Origin of the sequence: Mesorhizobium sp. M0088, from assembly GCF_040322895.1 — a bacterium.
In the GTDB taxonomy this organism is placed as follows: domain Bacteria; phylum Pseudomonadota; class Alphaproteobacteria; order Rhizobiales; family Rhizobiaceae; genus Mesorhizobium.
On the sequence record NZ_JAMYUI010000012.1, the window covers coordinates 1 to 23,278 of the forward strand.

Genomic DNA, 23,278 nt, shown 5'->3' on the forward strand with positions numbered 1-23,278 from the left:
ACCCAGCCAAAATCCCCCGCAAGGGGGGAGATTGGCTGGGTTGTGGCCGGTCGCCAATCTCCAGCGCAGCACCCCCACATCCGGCCGCGTCGCGGCCACCTTCTCCCCGCTGGGGAGAAGAGGAAGGCGGTAGCGCCAACGGCCACCTCTCCCCTCGGGGAGAGGTCGGATTGCCCCGAATTGCCCTTCGCAATTCGGTTGGCAATCCGGGGGAGGGGGCAACTGCCCGAACATCATTTCGATGCCCTTGAAGAGGCTGGCAGGGCAGAGGGGGGCACTCCTCCGTGAAGTACACCCCCTCCCGCTCCTCCCTCCTGATGGCCCCGGCACTGGCCTGGCTCGCGGCCTTGATGGTGGTGCCATGCGCGCTGGTGCTGGCGCTCGCCTTCTTCCGGCGCGGCATCTATGGCGGCATCGAATACACCTTCACGCTGGAGAATTTCGGGCTGGTCTTCGATCCGCTCTATGCCGGCATCTTCCTCAATTCGGCGCGCATCGCCGGCACCGCCACCCTGATCGCGGTGGTGATCGGCTATGCCGCCGCCTACGCCATCGCAGCGGCCCCGCGCCGGTGGCAGCCGGTGTTCCTGTTCTTCGCCGTGCTGCCGTTCTGGTCCAATTACCTGATCCGCACCTATGCGTGGATCGTGCTGCTCAACCGCGAAGGCCTGATCACGCAGTTGTTGCGCTGGTTCGGCTACACCGGCGAGCCGCCATCGATGCTCTATACGGAAGGCGCGGTTATCGCCGGTCTGGTCTACAACTATCTCCCCTTCGTCATCCTTGCCTGCTACGCGCCACTGTCGCGCCTCAACCCGGAACTGGCCGAAGCCTCGCGTGACCTCGGCGCCTCCGCCGCCACCACATTCCGCCGTGTCATCCTGCCGCTGACCGTGCCCGGCATCGCCGCTGGCGCGGTGTTTGTCTTCGTGCTGTCGATCGGCAATTTCGTCACCCCGGCCCTGCTCGGCGGCGGCCGCTTCCAGATGATCGGCAACCTCGTCTACGACCAGTTCCTGACCGCAAACGACTGGCCGTTCGGCGCCGCGCTCGCGATGGCGCTGATCGCCATCATGCTTCTGGTGCTGATGGCGCAGGCGCTGGCCGCCAATCGCGCCTCGGGCCACGCCGCGCAAGCCGGCGGAGACACCGATGGCTGAGCGCTCCCCCGCCACGCGGCGCACGCTCTGGCTCGTGCTGAGCCTGGTCTTCGCCTTCCTCTACATCCCGATAGCCGTGCTGGTCGCGCTGTCCTTCAACGAAGGCGGGCTGCCGACGGCATGGTCGGGCTTTTCGCTGAAATGGTATGCCTCGCTGGCCGGCAATTCGGCGATCCTCTCCGCTGCGCTCAACACGCTGATCGTGGCGCTGGTGTCGACCGCAATCGCAACATTGCTCGGCACGCTGCTGGCGATCGGCATCGAGATGCGCCGGCAATACGGCAAGGGCCTCGAAGCGCTGATCTTCGCGCCGATGATCATCCCCGACATCGTGCTGGCGATCGCTTTGCTGTCGTTCTTCTCCATGCTCAACCTGACCATGGGCCTGCACACGATCATCCTCGCCCATGTCGTCTTCAACCTCGCCTTTGTCTGCTCGGTGGTGCGTGCCCGGCTGAAGAGTTTCGACTGGTCGATCGTCGAGGCCTCGGCCGATCTCGGCGCCTCCGCGCTCACCACCTTCCGGCGGGTGACATTGCCGGTCATCGCGCCCTCGGGGATAGCCCGCGCCCTGCTCGCCTTCACGCTCTCGGTCGACGAATTCATCATCGCCTTCTTCACCGCCGGCGCCGGCCGCGCCTCGACGACGCTGCCGATGCAGATCTACGCCATGATCCGCTTCGGCATCACGCCGGAGATCAACGCGCTGGCGACCATCGTCATGGCGGTCTCGATCACCGCGCTGACCCTGTCGCAGCGGCTCAACCGTGGGATCATAGGCCAATGAGCGAACCCCGCACGCTTCTGGCCATCGATCATGTGTCGAAGAATTTCGGCCGGGTGACGGCCGTCGACGGCATCTCGCTCGATATCCGCGAGAATGAGTTCTTCGCGCTGCTCGGGCCGTCCGGCTGTGGCAAGACCACGCTGCTGCGGATGCTGGCCGGATTCGAGACGCCCAATGACGGGCGCATCCTGCTCGACGGCCGCGACATTGCCAAAACCCCGCCCAACAAGCGGCCGGTCAATCTGATGTTCCAGTCCTACGCGCTGTTTCCGCATATGAGCGTCCGCGCCAACGTCTCCTACGGCTTGGAGATGGAGCGCTTGCCGGCGTCGGAAATCCGCTCCCGCGTCGACGCCATCCTGGCGACAACCGAGCTGGTCCCCTTCGCCGACCGCAAGCCGGAGCAACTGTCGGGCGGCCAGAAGCAGCGCGTCGCGCTCGCCCGCGCGCTGATCAAGCGGCCGCGCCTGCTGCTGCTCGACGAGCCGCTTGGCGCGCTCGACAAGAAACTGCGCGGCGCCATGCAGCTGGAATTGAAGCGCCTGCAGCACGAGGTCGGCATCACCTTCGTCATCGTCACCCACGACCAGGAAGAATCCCTTGTGATGGCCGACCGCATGGCGGTGCTCAAGGACGGCAGACTGCTGCAATGCGACACGCCGCACGCGATCTATGAGCATCCGGCCGACCGTTTCGTCGCCGACTTCATCGGCGTGATGAATTTCGTGCCGGGCAAGGCCGCCGCCGATGGGGTTGTAGCCGCGAATGGCGTTCGAGTACTAGGCAAGGTTCCAGCAAAGCTCTCGCCCGGTGCGTCTGCTGTCGCGTCGGTGCGGCCGGAGCGCATCCGGCTGTTCCCGGTGGCTCAGACCGCCAACCGCACCACCGGCACGGTCGAGGCGCTGGCCTATCAGGGGCTCGACCTGCAGCTGCATGTCCGCACACCCATGTCGCCAAAGCCGTTCCTGGTGCGCGTCACCGCTGATGCCGCCGACCGCCGGCCGGTCGCGTCGGGCGACCAGGTCGAACTCGGCTGGGACGCCGCCGATGTCAGAATTTTCGCAGAATGACAGGAGAAGCCTGATGGCGCAGAAGACGATCGCGTTTTTTCCAGAAGCGGCCTACGGCCCGGCGCTCAATTCCGTCGGCATCGCCCAGGCGGTCGAGGCGCGCGGCCACAAAGCCGTTTTCCTGTCCGACCCCGGCTTTGTCGATGTCTACAAGGGCTACGGTTTCGAGGCGCATCCGGTGAACCTGTCGGAGCCGATGCCGCCCGAACAGATGGCGAAATTCTGGGAGGATTTCATCAACGGCCACATCCCGAACTTCCGCAAATCGCCTTACGATCAGGTCGACAATTACGTCAAGGATTGCTGGACGGCGATCGTCGACAGCGCCAAATGGGCGCAGAAGGATCTGCCGCGCGTTCTCTCAGCCATCAAGCCGGATGTGATCTGCGTCGACAACGTCATCCTGTTTCCGGCCATCAAGCAGTTCGGCAAACCCTGGGTGCGCGTCATCTCCTGCTCGGAAAACGAGATCGACGACGAGGACATCCCGCCCCATCTCTCCGGCTGCGGCGAGAACGACCATGCCGGTCACCAGCGCTACCGCGATCATTTCAACGCGGTGATCAAGCCGATCCATGACGACTTCAACGCCTTCCTCGCCGCCAACAACGAGGCGCCTTATCCGATCGGCCAGTTCTTCGAGGCCTCGCCCTATTTGAACCTGCTGCTCTATCCCGAAGCGGCAAAGTTCAAGCGCCGCCATCCGCTCGACCCGGCAAAGTTCCAGTATCTGGAAGGCTGCGTGCGGCAGGAGAAACCCTACACGGTGCCGACATTCGCCAAAAACAATGACGGGCCGCTGCTCTATGTCTCCTTCGGCAGCCTCGGCGCCGGCGATGTCGACCTGTTGAAGCGCATTATCGCGACGCTGGGCAAGACGCGCTACCGGGCTCTGGTCAATGTCGGCGGCTACAAGGACCAGTACACGGACGTGCCCGGCAATGTGATCGTCGAGAGCTGGTTCCCGCAGCCTTCGGTCATCCCGCAGGTCGATGCGGTGATCCACCATGGCGGCAACAACTCCTTCACCGAGTGCCTCTATTTCGGCAAGCCGGCGATCATCATGCCCTATGTCTGGGACGGCCACGACAACGCCACCCGCGTCGAGGAAACCGGCCACGGCTTCGGCATGCCGCGCTACGACTGGACCGATGCCGAGCTGATCGCCAAGATCGAAACCTGCCTGACCGACCCGGCGATGAAAGCCAAGCTGGCGAAGACATCGGCGCAGATGCAGGGGCAGAACGGGCCGGAGAAAGCAGCCGGGTTGTTGGAGGGGTTGCTGTGAGTGAGGTGCTTGAAATGGCTAGCCAAGGCACCCCCCTCTGGCCTGCCGGCAATCTCCCCCTCAAGGGGGGAGATTGGCTGTCATCACCGCTTTCGCCAACCGCAAGGGTCGTAAGGAAAACGCCGCCGCAGGAACTGCCAATCTCCCCCCTTGAGGGGGAGATTGCCGGCAGGACAGAGGGGGGCGCCGTAGAGCACTGCTTCGACACGTGCAAAGGAGCGTCCGCATGACCTCCTCCGCCCCACACCTCTACCAGGCCACCACCCGCACCGACCTCACCGACTGGGGCGCTCAACCCGACGCACTGTCAGGCGCTTCGCACTCCACCGGCAGGCTCGTGCACAAAGGCCCGAACAACCAGCCGGAATCCGGCATCTGGGTGTGCACGCCAGGCCGCTGGCGCCTGAGCATCCCGCGCGATGAATTGTGCCATTTCGTCGCCGGCCGCGCGACCTACCGGTCCGATGTCGCTGAGCTGATAGAAATCTCCGCCGGGACCGTGGTCATGTTCCCTGCCGGCTGGACGGGTGAATGCACCGTGCATGAGACCATGCGCAACGTCTACATGCTGGCCTGACCACGGAGCTTGACGACATGCCGACACCGTACTGGCCGAAGGCCTCGAGCGTGGAACTGGAGGACTGGGGCGCGGGCAGCAACACGCTCGCCGGTTCGCCGCGCGCCTCGGGCAGGGTCCTGTCCCGGAACCCGGACGGATCGAGCGAATGCGGCCTGTGGTCATGCACGCCGGGTACGCGCAAGGTCACCTTTGGCGCCGACGAGTTCTGCCATTTCCTCTCAGGCCGTGGCAGCTATGTCCATGACGACGGCGAAGAGATCCCGGTCGAGGCCGGCACGCTGGTGTTCTTCCCCGCCGGCTGGACCGGCATCTCCATCATCAGGCAAACGCTGACCAAGGCCTTCATGTGCCGCTGAGCACTCTTTTCAAGGAAATCGACATGACCACACCCATCATGAAATCCCCGCTCACCATTACCGACCTCGTCGACTGGGGCGTCATCCCGACCATGATCGAGGGGCAATCCCACACCTCGGGCAAGCTGCTGTACAAGGGGCCGGAAGGCCGCTCCGAATGCGGGCTTTGGGTCTGCACACCAGGGAAATGGCACTGCCATGTCACCCGCGACGAGTTCTGCCACTTCCTCGAAGGACGCTGCACCTACGTCCACGAATCCGGCGAGGTCATCGAGATCGAACCGGACACCGCAGCTTTCTTCCCGCAGGACTGGAAGGGCGTCTGCACCGTCCATGAGACGATCAAGAAGGTCTACATGATCCGCTGAGCGGATCCGAGAGGATGTCCATGGATTTCTCCCCTGACCGGCCGACCTTCTTCGTCAACCCGGACTACCGGCCGATGGCAGGCACGGCAAAGCCGGTGATCGATCCGGCGACGATCGAAACAGTCGGCGCCATCGCTGCAGCCAGCGATAGCGAGATCGATGCCGTGCTCACCACCGCGACCAGGGCGCAGGCCGCCTGGAAAAAGCTCGACGCCAAGAGCCGCGCCAAGCACCTGCATGCCGTCGCCAACGCCATCGAGGTGGCCAACTTCACCCGCTGCGCCGAGCTGATGGTGCGCGAGATGGGCAAGCCCTACCCCGAAGCGATCGGCGAGATCGCCAACTGCGCGCCGATCTTCCGCTACTACGCCGAGATGGCGCGCGACGATGCCGGCAAGATCGCCGGCACGACGCAGGCCGGTTCGTTCCAGTATGCGCGCTACGAGCCCTATGGCGTATCCGTCCACATCATGCCCTACAACTTCCCGATCCTGCTGATGTGCTGGACGGTCGCCGCATCGCTCGCCGCCGGCAATGCCTGCGTCATCAAGCCGGCCGAGGCGACGACCCTGTCGACGCTGGACTACATGACCGTGTTCCGCTCGCTGCCGGAAGGGCTGGTCTCCTGCCTGCCTGGTGGAGCGGCCACGGCGCAGGCGCTGATCGCCTCCGAACGCACCCATGCGGTTGCCTTCACCGGCTCGGTCGCCGCCGGCAAGGCGGTGGCGGTGGCCTGCGCCGAACGCATGAAACCTTGCGTCATCGAGGCCGGCGGCAGCGATCCGCTAATCATCAGCCAACACGCGCCGCTTGAGATCGCGGCGGCCGGCAGCGTCACCGCGGCCTTCCATCTCACCGGCCAGGTCTGCACCTCCGCCGAGCGTTTCTTCGTCGTCGATGCCGTTCATGACCGCTTCGTCGCGCTGTTCGTCGAAAGGACCCAAGCGCTGCGCATCGGCAACGGCATGGACAAGACCGAGATCGGACCGCTGGTCAGCGAAAGCGCGCGGACCAAAGTCATGCGTCTTGTCGACGATGCCATCGCCCACGGCGCCAAGGCGGTGACCGGCGGACGCATCCCTCCGGCACACAACACCGGCTGGTTCTACGAGCCGACGATCCTGACCGGCGTCACCCCGGACATGGCAATCGTGCGCGAAGAATGCTTTGGACCGGTCGCCGCCATCTGCCGGGTCAGGGATTTCGACGAGGCGATCCGGCTTGCCAATGACAGCCCGTTCGGGCTCGGCGCCTCTGTCTTCACCACCGATCTGGCCGAAGCCCACGAGGCGGCTGAACGGCTCGAAGCCGGAATGGTCTGGGTCAACAACCCGCTGATCGACAATGATGCCCTGCCCTTCGGCGGCTGGAAGGCCTCGGGCCTCGGCCGCGAGCTCGGACGCCAGGGGCTCGACGCCTTCCGCCGCTCCAAAATGGTGATCATCGACCACAAGCCTGCAATCCAGGAATGGTGGTATCCGTACCCCGACAGCTGGTTCCGCGAGACCGGTGGCCGCAAGCACGTCTGAGTGTTTCGAACCTCGCCAGCTCCGGATAGCCAGCTCGGTGGCTATCCTGGGATAGCCAGTCCATGACCGGGAAAAAGCAATGCCGCCGGGCGAAGGCCCGGCGGCATCTTTCTTCGATTGGCTACTGCCGATTCAACGGCAAGTCGTTACGGCGTCGTTTCCGCCTGCATCGCGGCGGCCGTCTGGTCGATCTTGTCGGCAAGGACGCCCTGAGCCCAGGACGTGACCGCAGCGTCGACCGGCTTGTTGGCCATATCCGCCAGTGCCGCGTCGAGCGATGCATCATCGGTGCCGACCTCTGCCGCGGCAGCCGCCTCATTGGCGGCGGTGACCTCTGCCTCCTGGGCAGTGATTTCGGCCTCCAGATCCGTTATCTTCCCAGGCAAGGCCGCCTGATCTTCGGGCGTCATGGCCGCAATCTGCTCGGGCGTCAGCGATGTCAGCGCGGTCAACTGAGAATTCAGCGCATCCAGCTTCTCCTGGGCCGCTTCAGCGGCGGCCTGAGCAACCTTGGCTTTGGCGGACTGCGTCACGAAGGCCTGGATGGCAGCGAACTTCTTGCTCTTCGAGTTCATATAGGCGTTGATGTTGCGCTGAAGCGAGTTCAGCCGGCCGAGCTTGGCGTGGATGTTCTTCTCCTTGGGAACCGACGAGACCTTTGTGGTCTTGTCGACCGTGGTGTCGTCCGTTTTGGCCTTTGCCACCTGCCCCCGAGCCGACGAAGACTTGCCGTGCGAAGCGCCGCTCTTGCCATTGCTATTGCCGCCGTTACCGCCGGCATTGCCCCCGCCGTTGCCGTTGCCACCGCCATTGCCGCCGCCGTGCCCGTTGCCGCCGGCTCCGGCGAGCGCCGGAGACGCCAGAAGCGCCAATGCGGCAAGCGCCGCGAACAGAGTTTTCCGGTTTGTCATGGTAATCTCCTCGGGAATCGTCACCTGGCCCGACCGCTAGCGACCGTCCTATGAGAAATCGCTAATTGTACAGAGTAAACTTTAGACAAATGCTGTCTCAATACGCGATCTGCCGATCAGCCCGAAGCATAACCATTTGAAATTAAACACGAATCAGCGCTCTCGAACGGCGATGGCACTGAAGTCCCATGCCGGCAGGACTATAGTCCTGCCGGCATCCAGCGGCATGGGTGAAAGTCGTGACGTGGTATATCGGAAAGGCTTTGAAACAGGGCAATTGATAAAGAAAGCACAAGTCTCAGCCGATACTTTCACCGCCGTCGATTACCAGCGCCTGGCCGGTCATGAAGGATGAGCGGTCGGAGACGAGGAACAGGATCGCTTCCGCGATCTCATCGGCGCTGGCCCAGCGTCCCATCGGAATCTTGGTGCGGACATAGGTTTCGATCGCCTCGCGTCCGCCCATCTGGGCGATGAACGGTTCGTTGAACGGCGTGTCGACCCAGCCCGGGCAGAGCGCGTTGACGCGGACATTGTGCCGGGCATAGTCGAGCGACATCTGCCGCGTCATTGCCACTACCGCGTGTTTGGAAGTGGCGTAAGCGATCATCTCGCGGTCGTAGAACACGCCCGAATTGGAGGCGGTGTTGAGGATGACACCACCGCCTCGTGCGACCATCGACGGCATGACCATCCTGGCCGCCAGGAACTGCGCCCGCACATTGACCCGCCATGACGCGTCCATGCCGCCGACCTCGACCTCGGTCAGCGTTCCGCCGACCTGGATGCCGGCGTGATTGTGCAGGATGTCGATGCGCCTGTGCCTCTCGATCGTGCCGGCAATGAGCTTTTCCAGCGCCCCATCGTCCGCGACGTCAGTGGCGATCGCCTCGGCCTGCCCGCCCACTGCCCTTATGTCCGAAGCCGTTGCTTCGCCGGCGGCCTGATCCCTGTCGGCGATGACGACCACCGCGCCTTCCCTGCCCATGATCATGGCGCCGGCGCGCCCGATGCCGGAGCCGGCGCCGGTCACGACGGCGATGCGGTCTTTGAGGATCATGATGCGACTTTCAGTTCGACGGCTTGCGCTGGCGCAATTGCCATTGGGCAAGCACCACAAGCAGCACGGAAGCGACGAGCACGATCGTCGCGATGGCGTTGATCTCCGGCGTCACGCCGCGCCGGATCGACGCGAAGACATAGATCGGCAGCGTCGTCTGCGCCCCGGCGACGAAGAAGGCCACAATGAAATCGTCGAAGGAGAAGGTGAAGGCGAGCAGGAAACCGGCAACGACGGCCGGCATGATCTGCGGCAGCACGATCGAGCGGAACGTCGTCAATGGCGTGGCGTAGAGATCGCTCGACGCCTCGACCAGATTGCGGTCGAGGCTGCCGAGACGCGTGCCGACGATCATCGTCACCAGCGCCATGGAGAACAGGCCGTGCGCCGCGATGATCGAGCCGTAGCCGAGCGCCAGGCGCGGCGGCTGGTCGTCGGGCCAGATCGAGGCGAGGAACGGATTGACGACCGTGAACAGCTGGACGAGCGCGACCAGTGTCGAAATGCCGATGACGACGCCCGGAACGACGATCGCGGCGCCCAGAAGCGCATCGAAGACCGCGCGTGTTCTGATGCCGACGCGCGCCAGGCCGAGTGCCGCCGCAGTGCCGCACAACGCCGCCAGCAAGGCGCTGGTGGTGGCGATGAACAGGCTGTTCTTCAGCGCTTCGACCAGGAACGGGTTCGCCAGCGCCTTGCCGTACCATTGCACCGAAAAGCCGGTGAACTCGCTGGCATGGTGGCCGGCGTTGAAGGAGAACAGCACGACCAGTGCGATCGGCAGATAGAGGAAGGCGAACACCACAATGACGAAGGCGCGCATCAGATCAAATCCACCCGGCGGGCGCCCGAAACCCGGGTCGAAATGCGATTGGCGGCAATCAGCACCACCACCGAAACCAGCACCAGCGTGATCGCGATGGCCGAACCGAACGGCCAGTTGCGCGATTGCAGGAACAGGTCGACCAGCGCATTGCCGATAAAGAACACCTTGCCGCCGCCAAGCAGCGTCGGGATCAGATATTCGCCCAGCAGCAGGATCATGACCAGCGAGAAGCCGGTCATCACGCCCGGCAGCGACAGTTTCAGGGTCACGCCGAGGAAGGTCGAGAGCGGCGTCGCGCCGAGATCGGCGGAGGCTTCCAGCAGCCGGCGGTCGAGCCGCTCAAGGCTGACATAGATCGGCAGGATCATCAGCGGCAGGTAGCCATAGACGATGCCGAGCAGCACCGCGCCCGGCGTGTTGATCAGCCTGATATCCTCGAAACCGATATAGGACAGCAGAGCCGGGATGCCGCGCCCGCCCAGGATATACATCCAGGCATAGGTCCGCATCAAAAGGCTGGTCCAGAACGGAATGACGACTAGCGCCAGCAGGATCAGCCGCCAGCGCTGCGGTGCGCGCAGAGCAAGATAATAAGCAACGGGATAAGCGACGAGCAGACAGGCGAGCGCCCCTATCGGCGCCAGCACCATCGTGTTCCAGAAGGCAGCCGCCCGCGCCGGAAGATTGGCATATTGCGCGAAGGTGAAAGCCGCTTGATAGCCGCCTTCCGGCGCCCGTTCGCCGACGCTGAACACCGCGATGGCAATGAATGGCAGCACCAGAAACACCACCAGCCACGCGGTCGCCGGACCGAGCAGCATGGCGGTCGTGAGGTTGTGACGAAATCTATTGCCGCGCATTGAAAACCGCCCCGATACCGGCGGACATATGCCCGCCGGTCAATTGTCCGCGCCAGACCGCCCCTCAGGCCGACTTGAAGCGCGCCATCAGCTCTGCGCGGCCGGGATCTGTCAGCGTTGCCGCCGCGCCGAATTCCAGCGGCGTCAACAGGTCGGCCGCCGGATAGAGGATCGGATTGTCGAGCACTTCCTTGGGCAGCAGCTTGTTGACCCGCGCATCGGTCGACGGCGCACCATTGGCCAGATGCTCCTTCACCGCCACCTGCGGGTTCATCAGGTAGTTGAGCAGGGCGTAGCCGGCCGGCTTGTTCGGCGCATCTTTCGGAATGGCGTAGAAATCGGTCCAGATCTCGCCGCCTTCCTTGCCCAGCACATAGGCGATCTCGGGAATGTCGCGATGCAACTGCGCGCCATCGTTCGTCCAGCACATCGTCATCCAGGCGTCGCCGGCGCGCATGCCCGGCTGGTAGTCGGAGGAGACCGCGAACAGATGCGGCTTGACCTTGAGCAGCAGTTCCTCCGCCTTGGCGAGCTCGTCTTGCTTCAACGAGTTGAACGAATAGCCGTAATATTTCAGCGCATTGCCGATCGTGGTCAGCTGGTAGTCGTGCACCATGGTGCGGCTGTCACCTTCGGCCATGGCGGTATCCCAGAACTCCTTCCAGGTGGTCATCGGCTTGGTCAGCTTCTTCGTGTTGACGGCAAAGCCGGTGGTGCCCCAGTTCTTCGGCACCGCATAGGTCACCGCATCGATCGTGCCTTCCCCAGTGAAGCGGGGATCTTGCTGCGAGCCGTCGAAATTCGGCAGCTTCGCCATCTCCAGCGGCTCGATGATGCCGAGTTTCTTGTAAGTCGAGATCGTGTAGTTGGTCGGCACGAACAGGCTCCAGCCCGAGGCGCCGGCCTGCAGCTTGGCCAGCATCTCCTCGTTGGAGCCGAACACGTTGACCTCGACGGCGACGCCGGTGTCCTTCTTGAAATTCTCGAACGTCGCCGGGTCATGGTAGTTCGGCCAGGTGGCGATCGACATGCGGTCGCCAAGGCTTTCGGCGGCAAAGGCCGGTGTCGGCATGATGCCGATCTCGCGCGCCATCACCGCCGTGGCAATGCCAAGGCCGGTGAGGCCGAGGAAGTCGCGGCGGCCGATCGAGCCGCGCTTCAAACGCATCAGCTGATCGACAAAATTCTTGGGGCTTATCGGCAGTCCGTCACGATATGATCTCGACATGTTTATCTACCCTCTGGTTGGCCCCGTTGTTCTTGGTCTCCGCAAACGCCAGCGGCGTTCCGGAGGCAAAGCCGATGGCGACGGGTTCACCCGGCTTGAAGAGATTGCCGTGGCCGATCAGGTGATCGGCCTTGGCCAGCAGCGTTCCGATGCCCTGGACCTCGATCGCGTATTCCGCCGTCGAGCCGAGGAAGATCCGGTTGCGGACGACGCCTTTGAAGGGGCCGCCCGTCTGGGCGCCAAGGCTGAGCGATTCAGGACGCAGGCTGACCGAAACGGCCTCGCCTTGCTGCAGGGCGGTTCGTTTGCGCGCTGCAATGACGGTGCCGTCGGCAAGCGCCACCTCCACCAGCTCGCCCGAATGTCCGGCGACGGTACCGCTCAAGAGGTTGGTCTTGCCGACGAAATCGGCGACGAACAAATCGGCCGGTTCGTCATAGATCTCGCTCGGCTGCCCGAGCTGGACGATGCGGCCGCCGTTCATGACGCAGACGAAATCGCTCATCGACAGCGCTTCCTCCTGGTCGTGCGTGACCAGCACGAAGGTGATGCCGATCTCGCGCTGCAGGTTCTGCAGCTCGATCTGCATGTCGGTGCGCAGCTTCTTGTCGAGCGCAGCCAGCGGCTCGTCGAGCAAGAGCACCGCCGGCTTGTTGACCAGGGCTCGTGCCAGCGCCACACGCTGCTGCTGGCCGCCCGACAGTTCGTGGATCTTGCGGCGGCCATAGCCGGCGAGCCGCACCATTTCGAGCGCCTCGCCCGCTCTTGAGGCGATCTCGCGCGAAGACAGCCTTGGCCGCGCCTGGCGCAGCCCGTAGGCGACGTTGTCCTCGACATCGAGATGCGGAAACAGCGCGTATTGCTGGAACACCATGTTGACCGGCCGCCGGTAGGGCGGCGTGCCTGCCATATCCTGGCCGCGAATGAACACCCGGCCTTCGCTCGGCTGTTCGAAGCCGCCGATCATGCGCAGGCAGGTGGTCTTGCCGCAGCCGGACGGCCCGAGCAACGCGACAAAGGCGGAGGGCGGGACAGCGAGATCGATGCCGCTGACCGCGGTCACCGCGCCATAGCGCTTGGTGACGCCGCGAAACTCGATGTCGGGCACTGCGGTCAAGGCTGATGGCTCCAGCAACAGGGCAATATCGGGACGCTACCAGAGCCAATGGCGGCTAGTATATACCTCCTAGGTGGTATATCTGATATATTTTCTCGTTTAAGGGGGTATGGATTGTCCCGCAGCGACGAATACAGCCAGCTCGCCACGCTCGTCGCGGCGACGCGGGAGACCAGTGGCGACCTGTTCGGCAATGCGCTGGTCGATTGGCTGCGGCTCCATGTCAGCTTCGACCACTGCGTGGTGTTCGGCTATCGCGGCGCCGCGCGCCCGCCGCTGCTGTTCGAGACCTTCTCGCCGGCCGAAAGCCACGTCTTCGTCGCGCTCTACCAGGAGGGGCCGTATCTGCTCGACCCGTTCCATCATGCTGCGGTCGAGCGCAAGGAAGGCTTCTGGCGCATGCGCGAACTGGCGCCGGACCGTTTCTATGCCAGCGAGTATTTCCGCTCCTACTACAGCCAGACCAGGCTGGCCGAGGAGGTCGGCTTCTTCGTGCCTCTGCCGGGCAAGGATGCGCTGGTGCTCTCACTGATGCGGCTGCGCGCTTCAGGCCCGTTCGGCACCGCCGATGCCAGATTGCTGCGCGACATGGCGCCGGCGGTGATCAGCTTCGCCAGGCTGCGCTGGCCCGCCCTTCCGGCCGACGAACCGGCAGAGGCGCAGCAGGACGAGACCACTCCGGTCAACGAGTTCGACCGCGCCCACATCTGGCAGAGCCTGTCGCTGACGCCGCGCGAAAAAGATGTCGTCGACCTGGTGCTGCAGGGGCATTCGACGGAGTCGATCGCCAGGGCCATGCGCATCGTGCCGGGCACCGTGAAGGTCCATCGGCGCAACATCTACCGCAAGCTCAAGATCAAGTCGCAGGCCGGCCTGTTCGCACGTTTCGTCGAGATCATCGACGCGCGGATAAGGTAGCTACTTCGCCCCCGCCGCTTACCTGGGCAATCGCTTCGGATTTCGAATTCGCGTCACTTTTTTGCGAACGCCGGCGCTGCCCCTCACCTGCCTGCCGGCATCCTCTCCCGTATAGGGACGGGGAGAGGGGCGCAGTAATTACCGGTTTCGCCAATCTCCAACGTTGCAAGACAGGCGACGAGGTTACCGCGAGCCCCTTCTCCCCGTCACTATACGGGGAGTCGAGGCGTGGTCCGCGCAGCGGACGAAAAGCCAACTGCTTGGCTTTTCGAACAACGAACGCCCGGCAGGGCGATGAGGGGCAGCGCAGACCTCGACAATTGGGTGGATTGCCCATGACGATTGATCAGGCTATCGCGTCGCCGTTCCACGACCCGGTCTCGACCATCCGCTTCAGCAGCGGCGCCGGCTTGAACACGTCCTTGCCTGTCCGTTGATGCCAGTACTCGAGCCGCTCGATGATCCTGGCCGGGCCTTCGAGGCCAGCCCAGAACATCGGCCCGCCCTTGCCGATGGGAAAGCCGTAGCCATTGACCCAGACGACATCGATGTCGGACGCACGGGCCGCTATGCCTTCCTCAAGGATCTTGGCGCCCTCGTTGACCAGGGGGTAAAGCGTGCGCTCGATGATTTCCTCCGCACTGATCGCGCGCGGCACGATGCCCTTCTCCGCGGCCTTGTCGCAGATCAGCGCTTCAACCTCGGGATCCGGCACTGGTGTACGCGCGCCAGCCTCGTAAAGGTAAAAACCCCGGCCGGTCTTCTGGCCGAAACGCCCCTGTTCGCACAGCGTGTCGGCGATCACGGCCGACAGGCCACGCGCCTTGCGGTTGCGCCAGCCAATGTCGAGACCGGCGAGATCGCCCATCTGGAAAGGCCCCATCGGCCAGCCGAAATCGGTGAAGACCTGGTCGATCTGGCTGGGCGTCGCGCCTTCCAGAAGAAGCGCTTCCGATTCCGAGCCGCGCGCGGCCAGCATGCGGTTGCCGACGAAGCCGTGGCAGACGCCGACGACAACGGCCACCTTGCCGATCCGCCGCGCCAGGTCGACGACGGTCGCCAGCGCATCGGGCGCGGTCTTGTCGGCGCGCACGATCTCCAGGAGCTTCATGACATTGGCCGGCGAGAAGAAATGCAGGCCGAGTACATCCTGCGGCCGCGAGGTCGAGGCGGCGATTTCGTTGATGTCGAGATAGGAGGTGTTGGTGGCGAGGATCGCGCCCGGTTTGGCCACCGCTTCGAGCTTGCCGAACACCTCCTTCTTGACCGCCATGTCCTCGAACACCGCCTCTACGATCAGGTCGCAATCGGCGAGATCGGCATAATCGGTGGAGCCCTTGAACTGGGCGAGCCGCTCTCGCTTGGCGACTTCGCTTAGCGAACCGCGCGTGACGGACACCGAGTAGTTTCTGTCGATCGTCGCCAAGCCGCGCTGCAATGCCTCATGGCTGGTTTCCAGCAAGGTCACGGGATAGCCGCCATTGGCGAAGGCCATGGCGATGCCGCCGCCCATCGTGCCGGCGCCGATGACGCCGACGCGGGCAATCCTGCGCTTGACGATGTCTTTTCCCGAAACCTTTGCCGCCTCACGTTCGGCGAAGAACAAATGCCGCTGCGCCCGCGACTGGTCGCTGCCGACCAGTTTCACGAACAACGCACGTTCCGCCGCCAGCGCCGCATCGAAGGGCAGCGTGACGGCATTGCGCACCGACAGCGCACAGGCGATCGGCGCCTCGAGCCCGCGCGCCTTCCTAGCGAGGTCCGCAGCCTCGGCGTCTAAAGCCACGAGGTCGGTCTCCTTGAGCCCCTCATTGCGATCGCGCACCGGCGTGAAGGGGCCACCCTTGCGGGCAATTTCCCTGGCGAAGTTCACGGCATGCGTCGTCAGATCGCCTTCGAAGACGGCATCGACGAGACCGGCGGCATGCGCCTCGGTCGCACCGATCGGCGTACCGGAGACGATCATCCTGAGCGCCTTCACCGCGCCGACCAGGCGCGGCAGCCGCACCGTGCCGCCGCCCCCCGGCAGCAGGCCGAGCCTGACTTCCGGCAGGCCGAGCTTGGCGCCGGCATCGGCGACGCGGAAATGGCAGCCGAGCGCCAGCTCCAGCCCGCCGCCGAGCGCGGTGCCGTGGATGGCGGCCACCGTCGGCTTGGCGATGGTCTCCAGCATAGCCACGATGGCGCGCAGCTCCGGCTGCTGCATCGGCTTGCCGAATTCGGTGATGTCGGCGCCAGCGACAAAGGTCCGGCCGGCGCATGCAATGACGATGGCGGCAACCGAAGCATCGTCGCGCAACTCAACCAGCGCCTGCATCAGCGGTTCGCGAACATGGAAGCTCAGCGCGTTGACCGGAGGATTGTCGATGGTGACGATGGCGACGTCGCCGTCACGGTGGATCTTCACGAAATCGGACACGCACACCTCCCAGCTCTTTTCAGCGACCGTGGCCGCGCGAACGGGATTTACAGCGCCATGACGTCGAAGGGAACCGGGTGTCGGCCTGGCACAATGATTACAGCCCTGGGACGACGAAGGCGGAGCCTACCGCGGCGCCTTCTGCCCGCCCGCCGCTGTGATCACCCCGACAATGATCAGCCCCGTCAGCAGCAATCGCACCCCGGCACTCACCCCAAACGTGTTGAGCATGGTCAAAAGCAGCACCAGGAACAGCGCCGCGCCCCACACGCCAGGCACATTGGCCTTGCCGCCGGCCACCGACGTGCCGCCGATGACGACGACGGCGATCGAGGCCAGCAAATATTCATTGCCGATATCGACATTGGCGCCGCGGAAATAGCCGGCGAGCAGCGCGCCGTCGATGCCGCCGAGCGCGCCCGACAGCGTGTAGGTGAGGAAGCGGATGCGGCCGACATTGACGCCGGCGAGCCAAGCGGCGCGGATATTCTGGCCGATCGCCAGCACCGAGCGGCCATAGATCATGCGCTGCAGGGCGACCGCCGCACCGATGGTGAACAGCACGGTGAGGATGGCCAGCACCGGAATGCCGAGGATTTGCCTGTTGGCGAAATCGGCGAAGCCCGGCGGCGGCTTGATCTGCAGGCCGCGGCCGTAGCTGATGTCGATCGACTGGATGATGAAGCTGGCCGACAAAGTGGCTATGATCGGTGGGATGCGCAGCGCCCAGATCAGCAGGTAGTTGGCGGCGCCGATCGCCGCCCCGCAGGCAAGCGCCGCCAGCAACCCGACCGCGATCATGGAATCGTTGCCGTCCATCACTTTCATCGCGACGGCGCTGGCAAGGCCGATATTGGCCGGCAGCGACAGGTCGACATTGCCCGGTCCCAGAGTGATGACGAACATCTGGCCGACGCCGACAATGACCGTGAACACCGCCAGCGACAGGGCCGCGGTGACCATGCCGCCGGCGCCATAACCGCCGGTGAAGGCGATGGTCGCCAGCCACACCAGAAGCGCGCCAATGAACGACCAGATCCAGGGTTTGGCGAGCAGCGATTTCACCGATGTCATCGCTCACCTCTCCTTGCGGCTGATCAGCACCCGCGCCGCCAGCACGATGATGAGGATGGCGCCGTTGGCGGCAACCTGCCAATCGGGTGGAATGTGCATGAAGGTGAGCAGCGGCGAGGCCGCCAGCGCCAGCGTCAGCGCGCCGATCACAGCACCTATCGGCGACACCCGGCCGCCGACGAATTCGCCGCCGCCGAGGATGACGCCGGCGATCGCCAGCAGCGTGTAGCCATTGCCGATATTGGCGTCGGCCGAGGTGGTGATGCCGATCAGCGCCATGCCGGACAGCACGCCGAACAGACCGGCCAGCGCAAACAGCACGATCTTGGTCTTGAGTAGCGACCAGCCGGCGCGGCCGAGTGCCGCCGGATTGCCGCCGGAGCCGCGCAGGATCACGCCATAGGAAGTGCGCATCAGGCCGAAATGAACGATGAGGCCGATCAGCAGCGCGGCGATGATCGGGAACGGAATGAAGGGCGGCTTGAACGCCATCAGCCCGAGCAGCCAGTCCGGCGCCTTGCCGCCCGGTTTGGGCAAGACGAGAATCGCCAGCCCCTGCCAGACGAAACTCATGCCGAGCGTCACCACGATGGACGGCAGATTGCGCAGATGGATCAGCGCGCCGAGCAGCGCATATACGCCGATCGATCCAAGCAGGATGACGGCACCGATGAGCGGCGCGTCCTTCAGCCAGGTCGCCGTGACGCAGCCGACGAAGCCGACGAAGGTGCCGATCGACAGGTCGAGCTCGTTTCCGGCGATAACGAACATCTGCGCGATGGTCGCCAACGCGATCGGGATCGCCAAATTGAGCATCAGGCTGAAGCCGAAATAGCTGATGGCGCGCGGGTTGAGCCAGGCGATGGCGAGCAGCACCAGCGCCAGCGACAGCGCCGGCAGCAGCCCGCGCAACAGACGGGCACGGGCCAGTGCGCCTCGCTCGGCGGACGTCCTGGCGGCGGTGTCGAGGCTGGCGGCCGTCATCTCAGGCCGCATCGCCGAAGGAGGACTGGATGATCTTCTCTTCGGTCAACTCGTCGCGGCGCAGATTGGCGACGATGCGGCCGTTCTTGAAGACATAGATGTGATCGCAATTGTCGAGCTCTTCGGTTTCCGTGGTGTACCAGAGGAAGGTGCGGCCTCGGGCAGCCTCTTCGCGCACGAGGTCATAGACCTCCAGCTTGGTGCCGATATCGACGCCGCGCATCGGATCATCCATCAGCACGATCTGCGCATCCGAGCCGAGCGCGCGGGCAAACAGCGCCTTCTGCTGGTTGCCGCCCGACAGCGAGAAAATGTTGTTGTTCATATCGGGCGTGCGGATGCCGATCTTCTTCTGCCATAGTGCAGCGAGTTCGACCTCGCGCTGCGGCGAGATCAACAGCCCGCTGCGCAGCCGCGCCAGCGAGCGGATGCCTATATTCTGCGCGATCGACCATTGCGGAAAAATGCCGTCCGACTGGCGGTCGCCGGCGACCAGCGCCACCGGCGCCGTCACCTCGATGCCTGCCTTGGCGCGCGATGCCGCGCTAAAGATCGCCAGCAGCAGGTCGGTCTGGCCGTGTCCCGCCAGACCGGCAAGGCCGATGATCTCCCCGGCGCAGGCGACAAGGTCGGTGCCGTCCTTCTGCGCGGCGGGCCGCGCCCGGACCCGTAGCGGACTGGCGGCGGGCTTGGCAGCCGCTATTTGCGCCGCGATCTTCTGGCGCGCCTCCGCTCCGCCCATCGCCGTCACCAGCCGGTCGCGGTCGAAGGCACTGGCGGCGTCGGCGACAACCACCTTGCCGTCGCGCATCACCACGATGCGATCGGCATTGCGCAGCACCTCGCCCAGCACATGAGAGATCAGGATGCAGCTTTTGCCACCGGCGACGAAGCGGCGGACGAAGGCCAGCAATTGGCCCGCCGTATGCGCATCGAGCGACGATGTCGGCTCGTCGAGGATGACGAGGTCGAGACGATCCTGGGTGACGGTGAAGGCGCGCGCCACTTCCACCATCTGGCGCCGACCGATCGACAGGTCGCCGACAATATCGGACGCCGAAATGCTGTGGCCCGGAAAGATCTCGTCGAGCTTGGCAGCGATCAGCTCGGCCGCCTTGCGACGCCAGCCAAAGCCGCGCAGCGACGCGTGGTTGATGCGCGTGTTCTCGGCGACGCTGAGGTTGGGGCACAGCGACAGTTCCTGGAACACGCAGCGTATGCCGAGCTGCTGCGCGCGCGACACCGAGTAGTTGTCCTCGGTTTCGCCATGCACGCCGATCTGCCCGCTGTCGGGCACCAGCGTGCCCGCCACCATGTGCATCAGTGTCGATTTGCCGGCGCCATTGTGGCCGACGAGACCAACGCACTCGCCGGGGCCGACGTGAAAATCGACGCCGCCCAGCGCGCGAACGGCGCCGAAATGCTTTTCGGCGCCGTTCAGTCTGATGATGTCAGCGTTCCCTTCAGGCATGCTCAACGATATCCGCTCGATGATCCGGAGGGCAACGCTTGTTCAAGGCTCACTTGATGTTGGCTTTGATGGCCGCGATCGCATCTTCCTGCGTGTATTCGTGGCTGGCGACGCCGCCCTTGGGGATCTTCGGCAGCTCGGCCTCGAAATCGTCCTGTGTGAAGGCCAGATACGGCACCAGCAGATCGTGCGGAATGTCGGTGCGGCCGTCGAGCACCTGCTGCGCCACCCAGAAGGCGAGCGACGACACGCCGGGCGCGATCGAAGCCGACCAGGTCTGGTAGCCGTCCTTGTCCTTCTGCTCCTTCCACCACTGCAGCTCGTCCTGGCGGTTGCCCATGATGATGGTCGGGCGCGGCTTGCCGGCGGCGGCGAAGGCCTGGGCCGCGCCGTAACCGTCACCGCCCTGGTCGACCACGCCGACGATGTCGGGCAGCGACGGCAGGATGGTCGCCACCGCCTTTTGCGCCGTCGTCTGGTCCCAGTCGCCGGTCACCGAACCGACGATCTTGAACTCGGGATGGGCGGCGACCCCCTCGAGGATGCCGGCATGGATGGCATCGTCGATCGAGGTCCCGGCAAGGCCGCGGATTTCAAGCAGATTGCCGCCCTTGGGCTGGAATTTGGCCATCTGCTCGATTTCCTGCTTGCCCATGTCCTTGAAGTCGACGACGACGCGGTAGGCGCAAGGTTCGGTTACGGTGCCGTCGAAGGAGACGACGACGATGCCGGCATCGCAAGCCTGTTTGATGGCGCCGTTGAGCGCATCTGGCGAGGCTGCGTTGATGACGATCGCGTCATAGCCCTGCAGGATCAGGTTCTGCACCTGTGCAGCCTGCGTCGGCACTTCCTTGTCGGCGGTGGTGAAGATGTCGGCCGCGCCGACCACCTTGTCGGCGACCGCCTTCTTGGTGACGATGCCATAGCTGTCGAGCATCGCCTGCCGCCAGGAATTGCCGGCATAATTGTTGGAAAAAGCGATCTTCTTGCCACTGGTGTCGGCCAGCGCCGTGCCCGAGGCGAGCATTGCCGCCAGAGCCCCCAGAACGAACAGTTTCTTCATGTCGTTATCCTCCCAGATGTGTTGACTGCTGCATTCCCACCGGCTTTGACCCCGGCCTCACTCCCAACTCTGATTTGAGCACGGATTGTCGCGAGCTCAAAACAGTCTCAATCCCGGCACGCGAACCCTCAGCCGGTACAGCGACGTCGACGCGGTAATGTAGAGGCTTTGCAAATCGTCGTCGCCGAAGGTGAAATTCGCGCAATCTTCGGGCGTCCGGGTGACGCCAAGAAGGGCGCCCGACGCGTCGAAAATGTGGATGCCGCCGGGTCCTGTGCAGTAAAGATTGCCGCGGCTGTCGATCTTCATGCCGTCGGGCGCTCCCGGTCCCTCGCCCTCGGTCACTGCCCACACCGCGCCGCCATTGAGGTCGCCATTGGCTTCGACACCGAACACCCTGATGTGCCCGCGTTCGGTGTCGTTGATGAACATCCGCGACTCGTCCAGCGAAAAGCAAAGCCCGTTCGGCTGCCCGAAATCGTCGGCCAGCAATGTCAGCCGGGCGCCATCGCCATCGATGCGGTAGACGCCTTGGAGCGGCAGGTCCTGCGGGCGTGGCACGCCATAGAATTCCTTCCGGCCATAGCCCGGATCGGTGAAGTAGATAGATCCGCCGGTGGCGACGACGATGTCGTTCGGGCTGTTGAGCTGCTTGCCCTGATGGTGCGTGGCAAGCACCGTTGCGCTGCCGTTGGGCTCGGCGCGGGTCACGCGGCTTGTTGCGTGCTCGCAGGTGACCAGCCGCCCCTGGCGGTCCAGCGTGTTGCCATTGGCCTTGTGGCTCGGCTCGCGGAACAGCTCGATCTCGCCTTCGGCACTGCGGCGATACATCCGGCTTTCCGGAATGTCGGAGAAGACCAGCCATTTCTCGTAGGGATGCCAGACCGGCCCTTCGAGAAAGCCGAAGCCGCTCGCCAGCGTCTCGATGGTCGCATTGCCGACGACGTCGTCGAAGCCGGAATGGCGCGCACGCGCCGACACCGACATCATCGGCTCCCGGCGCGAACAGCCGTGCTACTCCGCATGGTGACGAATGGCATGAGCGCTTCCCGATACAGTCTTCTTGTTGGGGCAGAGCGTAGGCGCGGTGCCGACGAGCCGATACGGGTCAAAGCGCAGGGCCGACTGTGCGTTTGCACAGTCGCGCAATGGCCAATCGGGGCAGAGTGACGACGGTTTCGGATTACGGCCGGCGGACGCTCCGCAAAAGCGCGGTCAGGGTTGCGCTCGCGCAAGCCACCGCCACAAGCACGACCACGCCGGCAGCGTTGGACTCCTGTTGTGTTCGAGCCGAGCCGTGCTGCGCCGATGAAGGGCTGTGAACCAACCTGTTCAGATCGGACCGGCTGCCGTGCCGAACGGAATAGGCCCGCGTGAACTCGGCACCGAGGAGGAAAATTTCCGACGAGTAGTAAACCCAGAGCAGTATGACGAGCAGGCCGCCGGCGGCGCCATACGAAGACGCAATCGCGCTGGTGCCGATATACCAGCCGATAAGCGATTTTCCCAGTGTGAACAGGGCTGCGGTCCCGACAGCGCCAATCCCCACATCGCGCCATTCCAGGGTTCGATCGGGCAAAACCTTGTAGATGGCGGCAAACATCACGGAGATAAGCGCAAACGAAACGACGCCATTGATCGCGCTGAGTATGATCGTTCCGAACGGCAGATGGGCGTTGATGAAAGCGCCCAGTGCCGAAATCGCGGCGCTTGCGATGAGAGAGACCAGCAACAGGAAGCCGAGTGCGGCCACCAGCCCCAGACTGGCGGCCCGTGCCCGCACCAGACGCGACAGGGAGTTGCCTTGCGGTTCGATCTTCCAGATTGTGTTCAACGACTGCTGCATCTCGCCGAAGACGCCAGACGCGGCCACCAGCAAGGTGACCAGCCCTATGATCGCGGCCCAGGTGCCGTACAGCCTGCCGGATGCATTTTCCAGCGCGGTCTTGAGGAGATCGGCGCTTTCCGGTCCCATCAGCCCTGATATCTGCGCGGACAAGGCCAATTGTGCGGCATCGTGGCCGAAGACGAGACCAGCAATCGCAACCACGATCAGCAAGATCGGCGCCAGTGAGGTGGCGGCATAGAAAGCCATCGCCGCACCATGACTAAGAGCATTGTCGTTGATGAAGCCGACGACGCTTTCACGCACCAGGTGCCATAAATCTGCAAATAAGGGTCGCACTTCGAAACCGCAGGCATTGAGTTG

Annotated in this window: 22 protein-coding genes; 9 read left to right on the top strand and 13 right to left on the bottom strand. The window is 64.2% G+C overall.

What is annotated here, in order from left to right:
- Positions 1 to 317: 317 nt before the first annotated feature.
- The 8 genes from NKJ67_RS15630 (at position 318) to NKJ67_RS15665 (ending at position 7,138) form a co-directional block, all read left to right on the top strand.
- A complete protein-coding gene (locus NKJ67_RS15630) occupies positions 318 to 1,160 on the top strand; it encodes an ABC transporter permease (protein WP_127811298.1) in 843 nt (280 codons plus the stop codon).
- On the top strand, positions 1,153 to 1,947 hold the full coding sequence (locus tag NKJ67_RS15635) for an ABC transporter permease (protein WP_352581880.1): 795 nt from the start codon (positions 1,153 to 1,155) through the stop codon (positions 1,945 to 1,947). The genes NKJ67_RS15630 and NKJ67_RS15635 overlap by 8 nt, the downstream gene beginning before the upstream one ends.
- Positions 1,944 to 3,017, top strand: a complete 1,074-nt coding sequence (locus NKJ67_RS15640; protein ID WP_352581881.1) for an ABC transporter ATP-binding protein — start codon at positions 1,944 to 1,946, stop codon at positions 3,015 to 3,017. Before NKJ67_RS15635 ends, NKJ67_RS15640 begins: the two co-directional genes overlap by 4 nt.
- 13 nt (positions 3,018 to 3,030) lie before the next feature.
- Positions 3,031 to 4,305, top strand: coding sequence for a glycosyltransferase (locus NKJ67_RS15645; RefSeq protein WP_352581882.1), 1,275 nt, complete (start codon positions 3,031 to 3,033; stop codon positions 4,303 to 4,305).
- A gap of 226 nt (positions 4,306 to 4,531) precedes the next feature.
- Positions 4,532 to 4,882 (top strand): cupin domain-containing protein, encoded by a 351-nt coding sequence (locus NKJ67_RS15650; protein WP_352581883.1) that lies wholly within the window; start codon positions 4,532 to 4,534, stop codon positions 4,880 to 4,882.
- Between the two features lie 17 nt (positions 4,883 to 4,899).
- On the top strand, positions 4,900 to 5,241 hold the full coding sequence (locus NKJ67_RS15655; protein ID WP_127266973.1) for a cupin domain-containing protein: 342 nt from the start codon (positions 4,900 to 4,902) through the stop codon (positions 5,239 to 5,241).
- 23 nt (positions 5,242 to 5,264) lie between these two features.
- Positions 5,265 to 5,609: a cupin domain-containing protein gene (locus NKJ67_RS15660; protein ID WP_013528939.1), complete on the top strand. Its 345-nt coding sequence runs from the start codon at positions 5,265 to 5,267 to the stop codon at positions 5,607 to 5,609.
- A 20-nt stretch (positions 5,610 to 5,629) separates the two neighbouring features.
- Positions 5,630 to 7,138 (top strand): aldehyde dehydrogenase family protein, encoded by a 1,509-nt coding sequence (locus NKJ67_RS15665; RefSeq protein ID WP_352581884.1) that lies wholly within the window; start codon positions 5,630 to 5,632, stop codon positions 7,136 to 7,138.
- 146 nt (positions 7,139 to 7,284) lie between these two features.
- Here the strand turns inward: NKJ67_RS15665 and NKJ67_RS15670 are convergent, their stop codons facing one another.
- The 6 genes from NKJ67_RS15670 to NKJ67_RS15695 all read right to left on the bottom strand — a co-directional run bounded on the left by NKJ67_RS15670 (position 7,285) and on the right by NKJ67_RS15695 (position 13,140).
- Positions 7,285 to 8,049 carry a hypothetical protein gene (locus tag NKJ67_RS15670; protein ID WP_128308501.1) on the bottom strand — a complete coding sequence of 255 codons (765 nt, stop codon included), beginning with the start codon at positions 8,047 to 8,049 and terminating at the stop codon, positions 7,285 to 7,287.
- A gap of 298 nt (positions 8,050 to 8,347) precedes the next feature.
- Positions 8,348 to 9,109: an SDR family NAD(P)-dependent oxidoreductase gene (locus NKJ67_RS15675; protein WP_127266976.1), complete on the bottom strand. Its 762-nt coding sequence runs from the start codon at positions 9,107 to 9,109 to the stop codon at positions 8,348 to 8,350.
- A gap of 10 nt (positions 9,110 to 9,119) precedes the next feature.
- Positions 9,120 to 9,932 carry an ABC transporter permease gene (locus tag NKJ67_RS15680; protein WP_127266977.1) on the bottom strand — a complete coding sequence of 271 codons (813 nt, stop codon included), beginning with the start codon at positions 9,930 to 9,932 and terminating at the stop codon, positions 9,120 to 9,122.
- The gene (locus tag NKJ67_RS15685) at positions 9,932 to 10,795 is read right to left on the bottom strand and encodes an ABC transporter permease (RefSeq protein WP_127266978.1); all 864 of its coding nucleotides are present in this window, start codon (positions 10,793 to 10,795) and stop codon (positions 9,932 to 9,934) included. The genes NKJ67_RS15680 and NKJ67_RS15685 overlap by 1 nt, the downstream gene beginning before the upstream one ends.
- Positions 10,796 to 10,859: 64 nt before the next feature.
- Positions 10,860 to 12,023 (bottom strand): ABC transporter substrate-binding protein, encoded by a 1,164-nt coding sequence (locus NKJ67_RS15690; protein WP_352581885.1) that lies wholly within the window; start codon positions 12,021 to 12,023, stop codon positions 10,860 to 10,862.
- On the bottom strand, positions 12,004 to 13,140 hold the full coding sequence (locus NKJ67_RS15695; protein ID WP_292337376.1) for an ABC transporter ATP-binding protein: 1,137 nt from the start codon (positions 13,138 to 13,140) through the stop codon (positions 12,004 to 12,006). Before NKJ67_RS15695 ends, NKJ67_RS15690 begins: the two co-directional genes overlap by 20 nt.
- 114 nt (positions 13,141 to 13,254) lie before the next feature.
- On the opposite strand from NKJ67_RS15695, the gene NKJ67_RS15700 reads away from it, so the two are divergent.
- Complete coding sequence (locus tag NKJ67_RS15700; RefSeq protein ID WP_352581886.1) at positions 13,255 to 14,058, top strand: helix-turn-helix transcriptional regulator; 804 nt, start codon at positions 13,255 to 13,257, stop codon at positions 14,056 to 14,058.
- A gap of 346 nt (positions 14,059 to 14,404) precedes the next feature.
- Here the strand turns inward: NKJ67_RS15700 and NKJ67_RS15705 are convergent, their stop codons facing one another.
- From NKJ67_RS15705 to NKJ67_RS15735, 7 genes are all read right to left on the bottom strand, one after another.
- Positions 14,405 to 16,477 carry a 3-hydroxyacyl-CoA dehydrogenase NAD-binding domain-containing protein gene (locus NKJ67_RS15705; RefSeq protein ID WP_352581887.1) on the bottom strand — a complete coding sequence of 691 codons (2,073 nt, stop codon included), beginning with the start codon at positions 16,475 to 16,477 and terminating at the stop codon, positions 14,405 to 14,407.
- A gap of 126 nt (positions 16,478 to 16,603) precedes the next feature.
- On the bottom strand, positions 16,604 to 17,551 hold the full coding sequence (locus NKJ67_RS15710; RefSeq protein ID WP_127383038.1) for an ABC transporter permease: 948 nt from the start codon (positions 17,549 to 17,551) through the stop codon (positions 16,604 to 16,606).
- 3 nt (positions 17,552 to 17,554) lie between these two features.
- Positions 17,555 to 18,535: an ABC transporter permease gene (locus NKJ67_RS15715; RefSeq protein WP_164761591.1), complete on the bottom strand. Its 981-nt coding sequence runs from the start codon at positions 18,533 to 18,535 to the stop codon at positions 17,555 to 17,557.
- A 1-nt stretch (position 18,536) separates the two neighbouring features.
- Positions 18,537 to 20,006 carry a sugar ABC transporter ATP-binding protein gene (locus NKJ67_RS15720; RefSeq protein ID WP_352581888.1) on the bottom strand — a complete coding sequence of 490 codons (1,470 nt, stop codon included), beginning with the start codon at positions 20,004 to 20,006 and terminating at the stop codon, positions 18,537 to 18,539.
- A gap of 49 nt (positions 20,007 to 20,055) precedes the next feature.
- A complete protein-coding gene (locus NKJ67_RS15725) occupies positions 20,056 to 21,069 on the bottom strand; it encodes an ABC transporter substrate-binding protein (protein ID WP_027037375.1) in 1,014 nt (337 codons plus the stop codon).
- A 96-nt stretch (positions 21,070 to 21,165) separates the two neighbouring features.
- A complete protein-coding gene (locus tag NKJ67_RS15730) occupies positions 21,166 to 22,056 on the bottom strand; it encodes an SMP-30/gluconolactonase/LRE family protein (RefSeq protein WP_352581889.1) in 891 nt (296 codons plus the stop codon).
- A gap of 196 nt (positions 22,057 to 22,252) precedes the next feature.
- Entirely contained in the window at positions 22,253 to 23,221 is a 969-nt protein-coding gene (locus tag NKJ67_RS15735; RefSeq protein ID WP_352581890.1) for a YihY/virulence factor BrkB family protein, read from the bottom strand.
- Positions 23,222 to 23,278 lie beyond the last annotated feature (57 nt).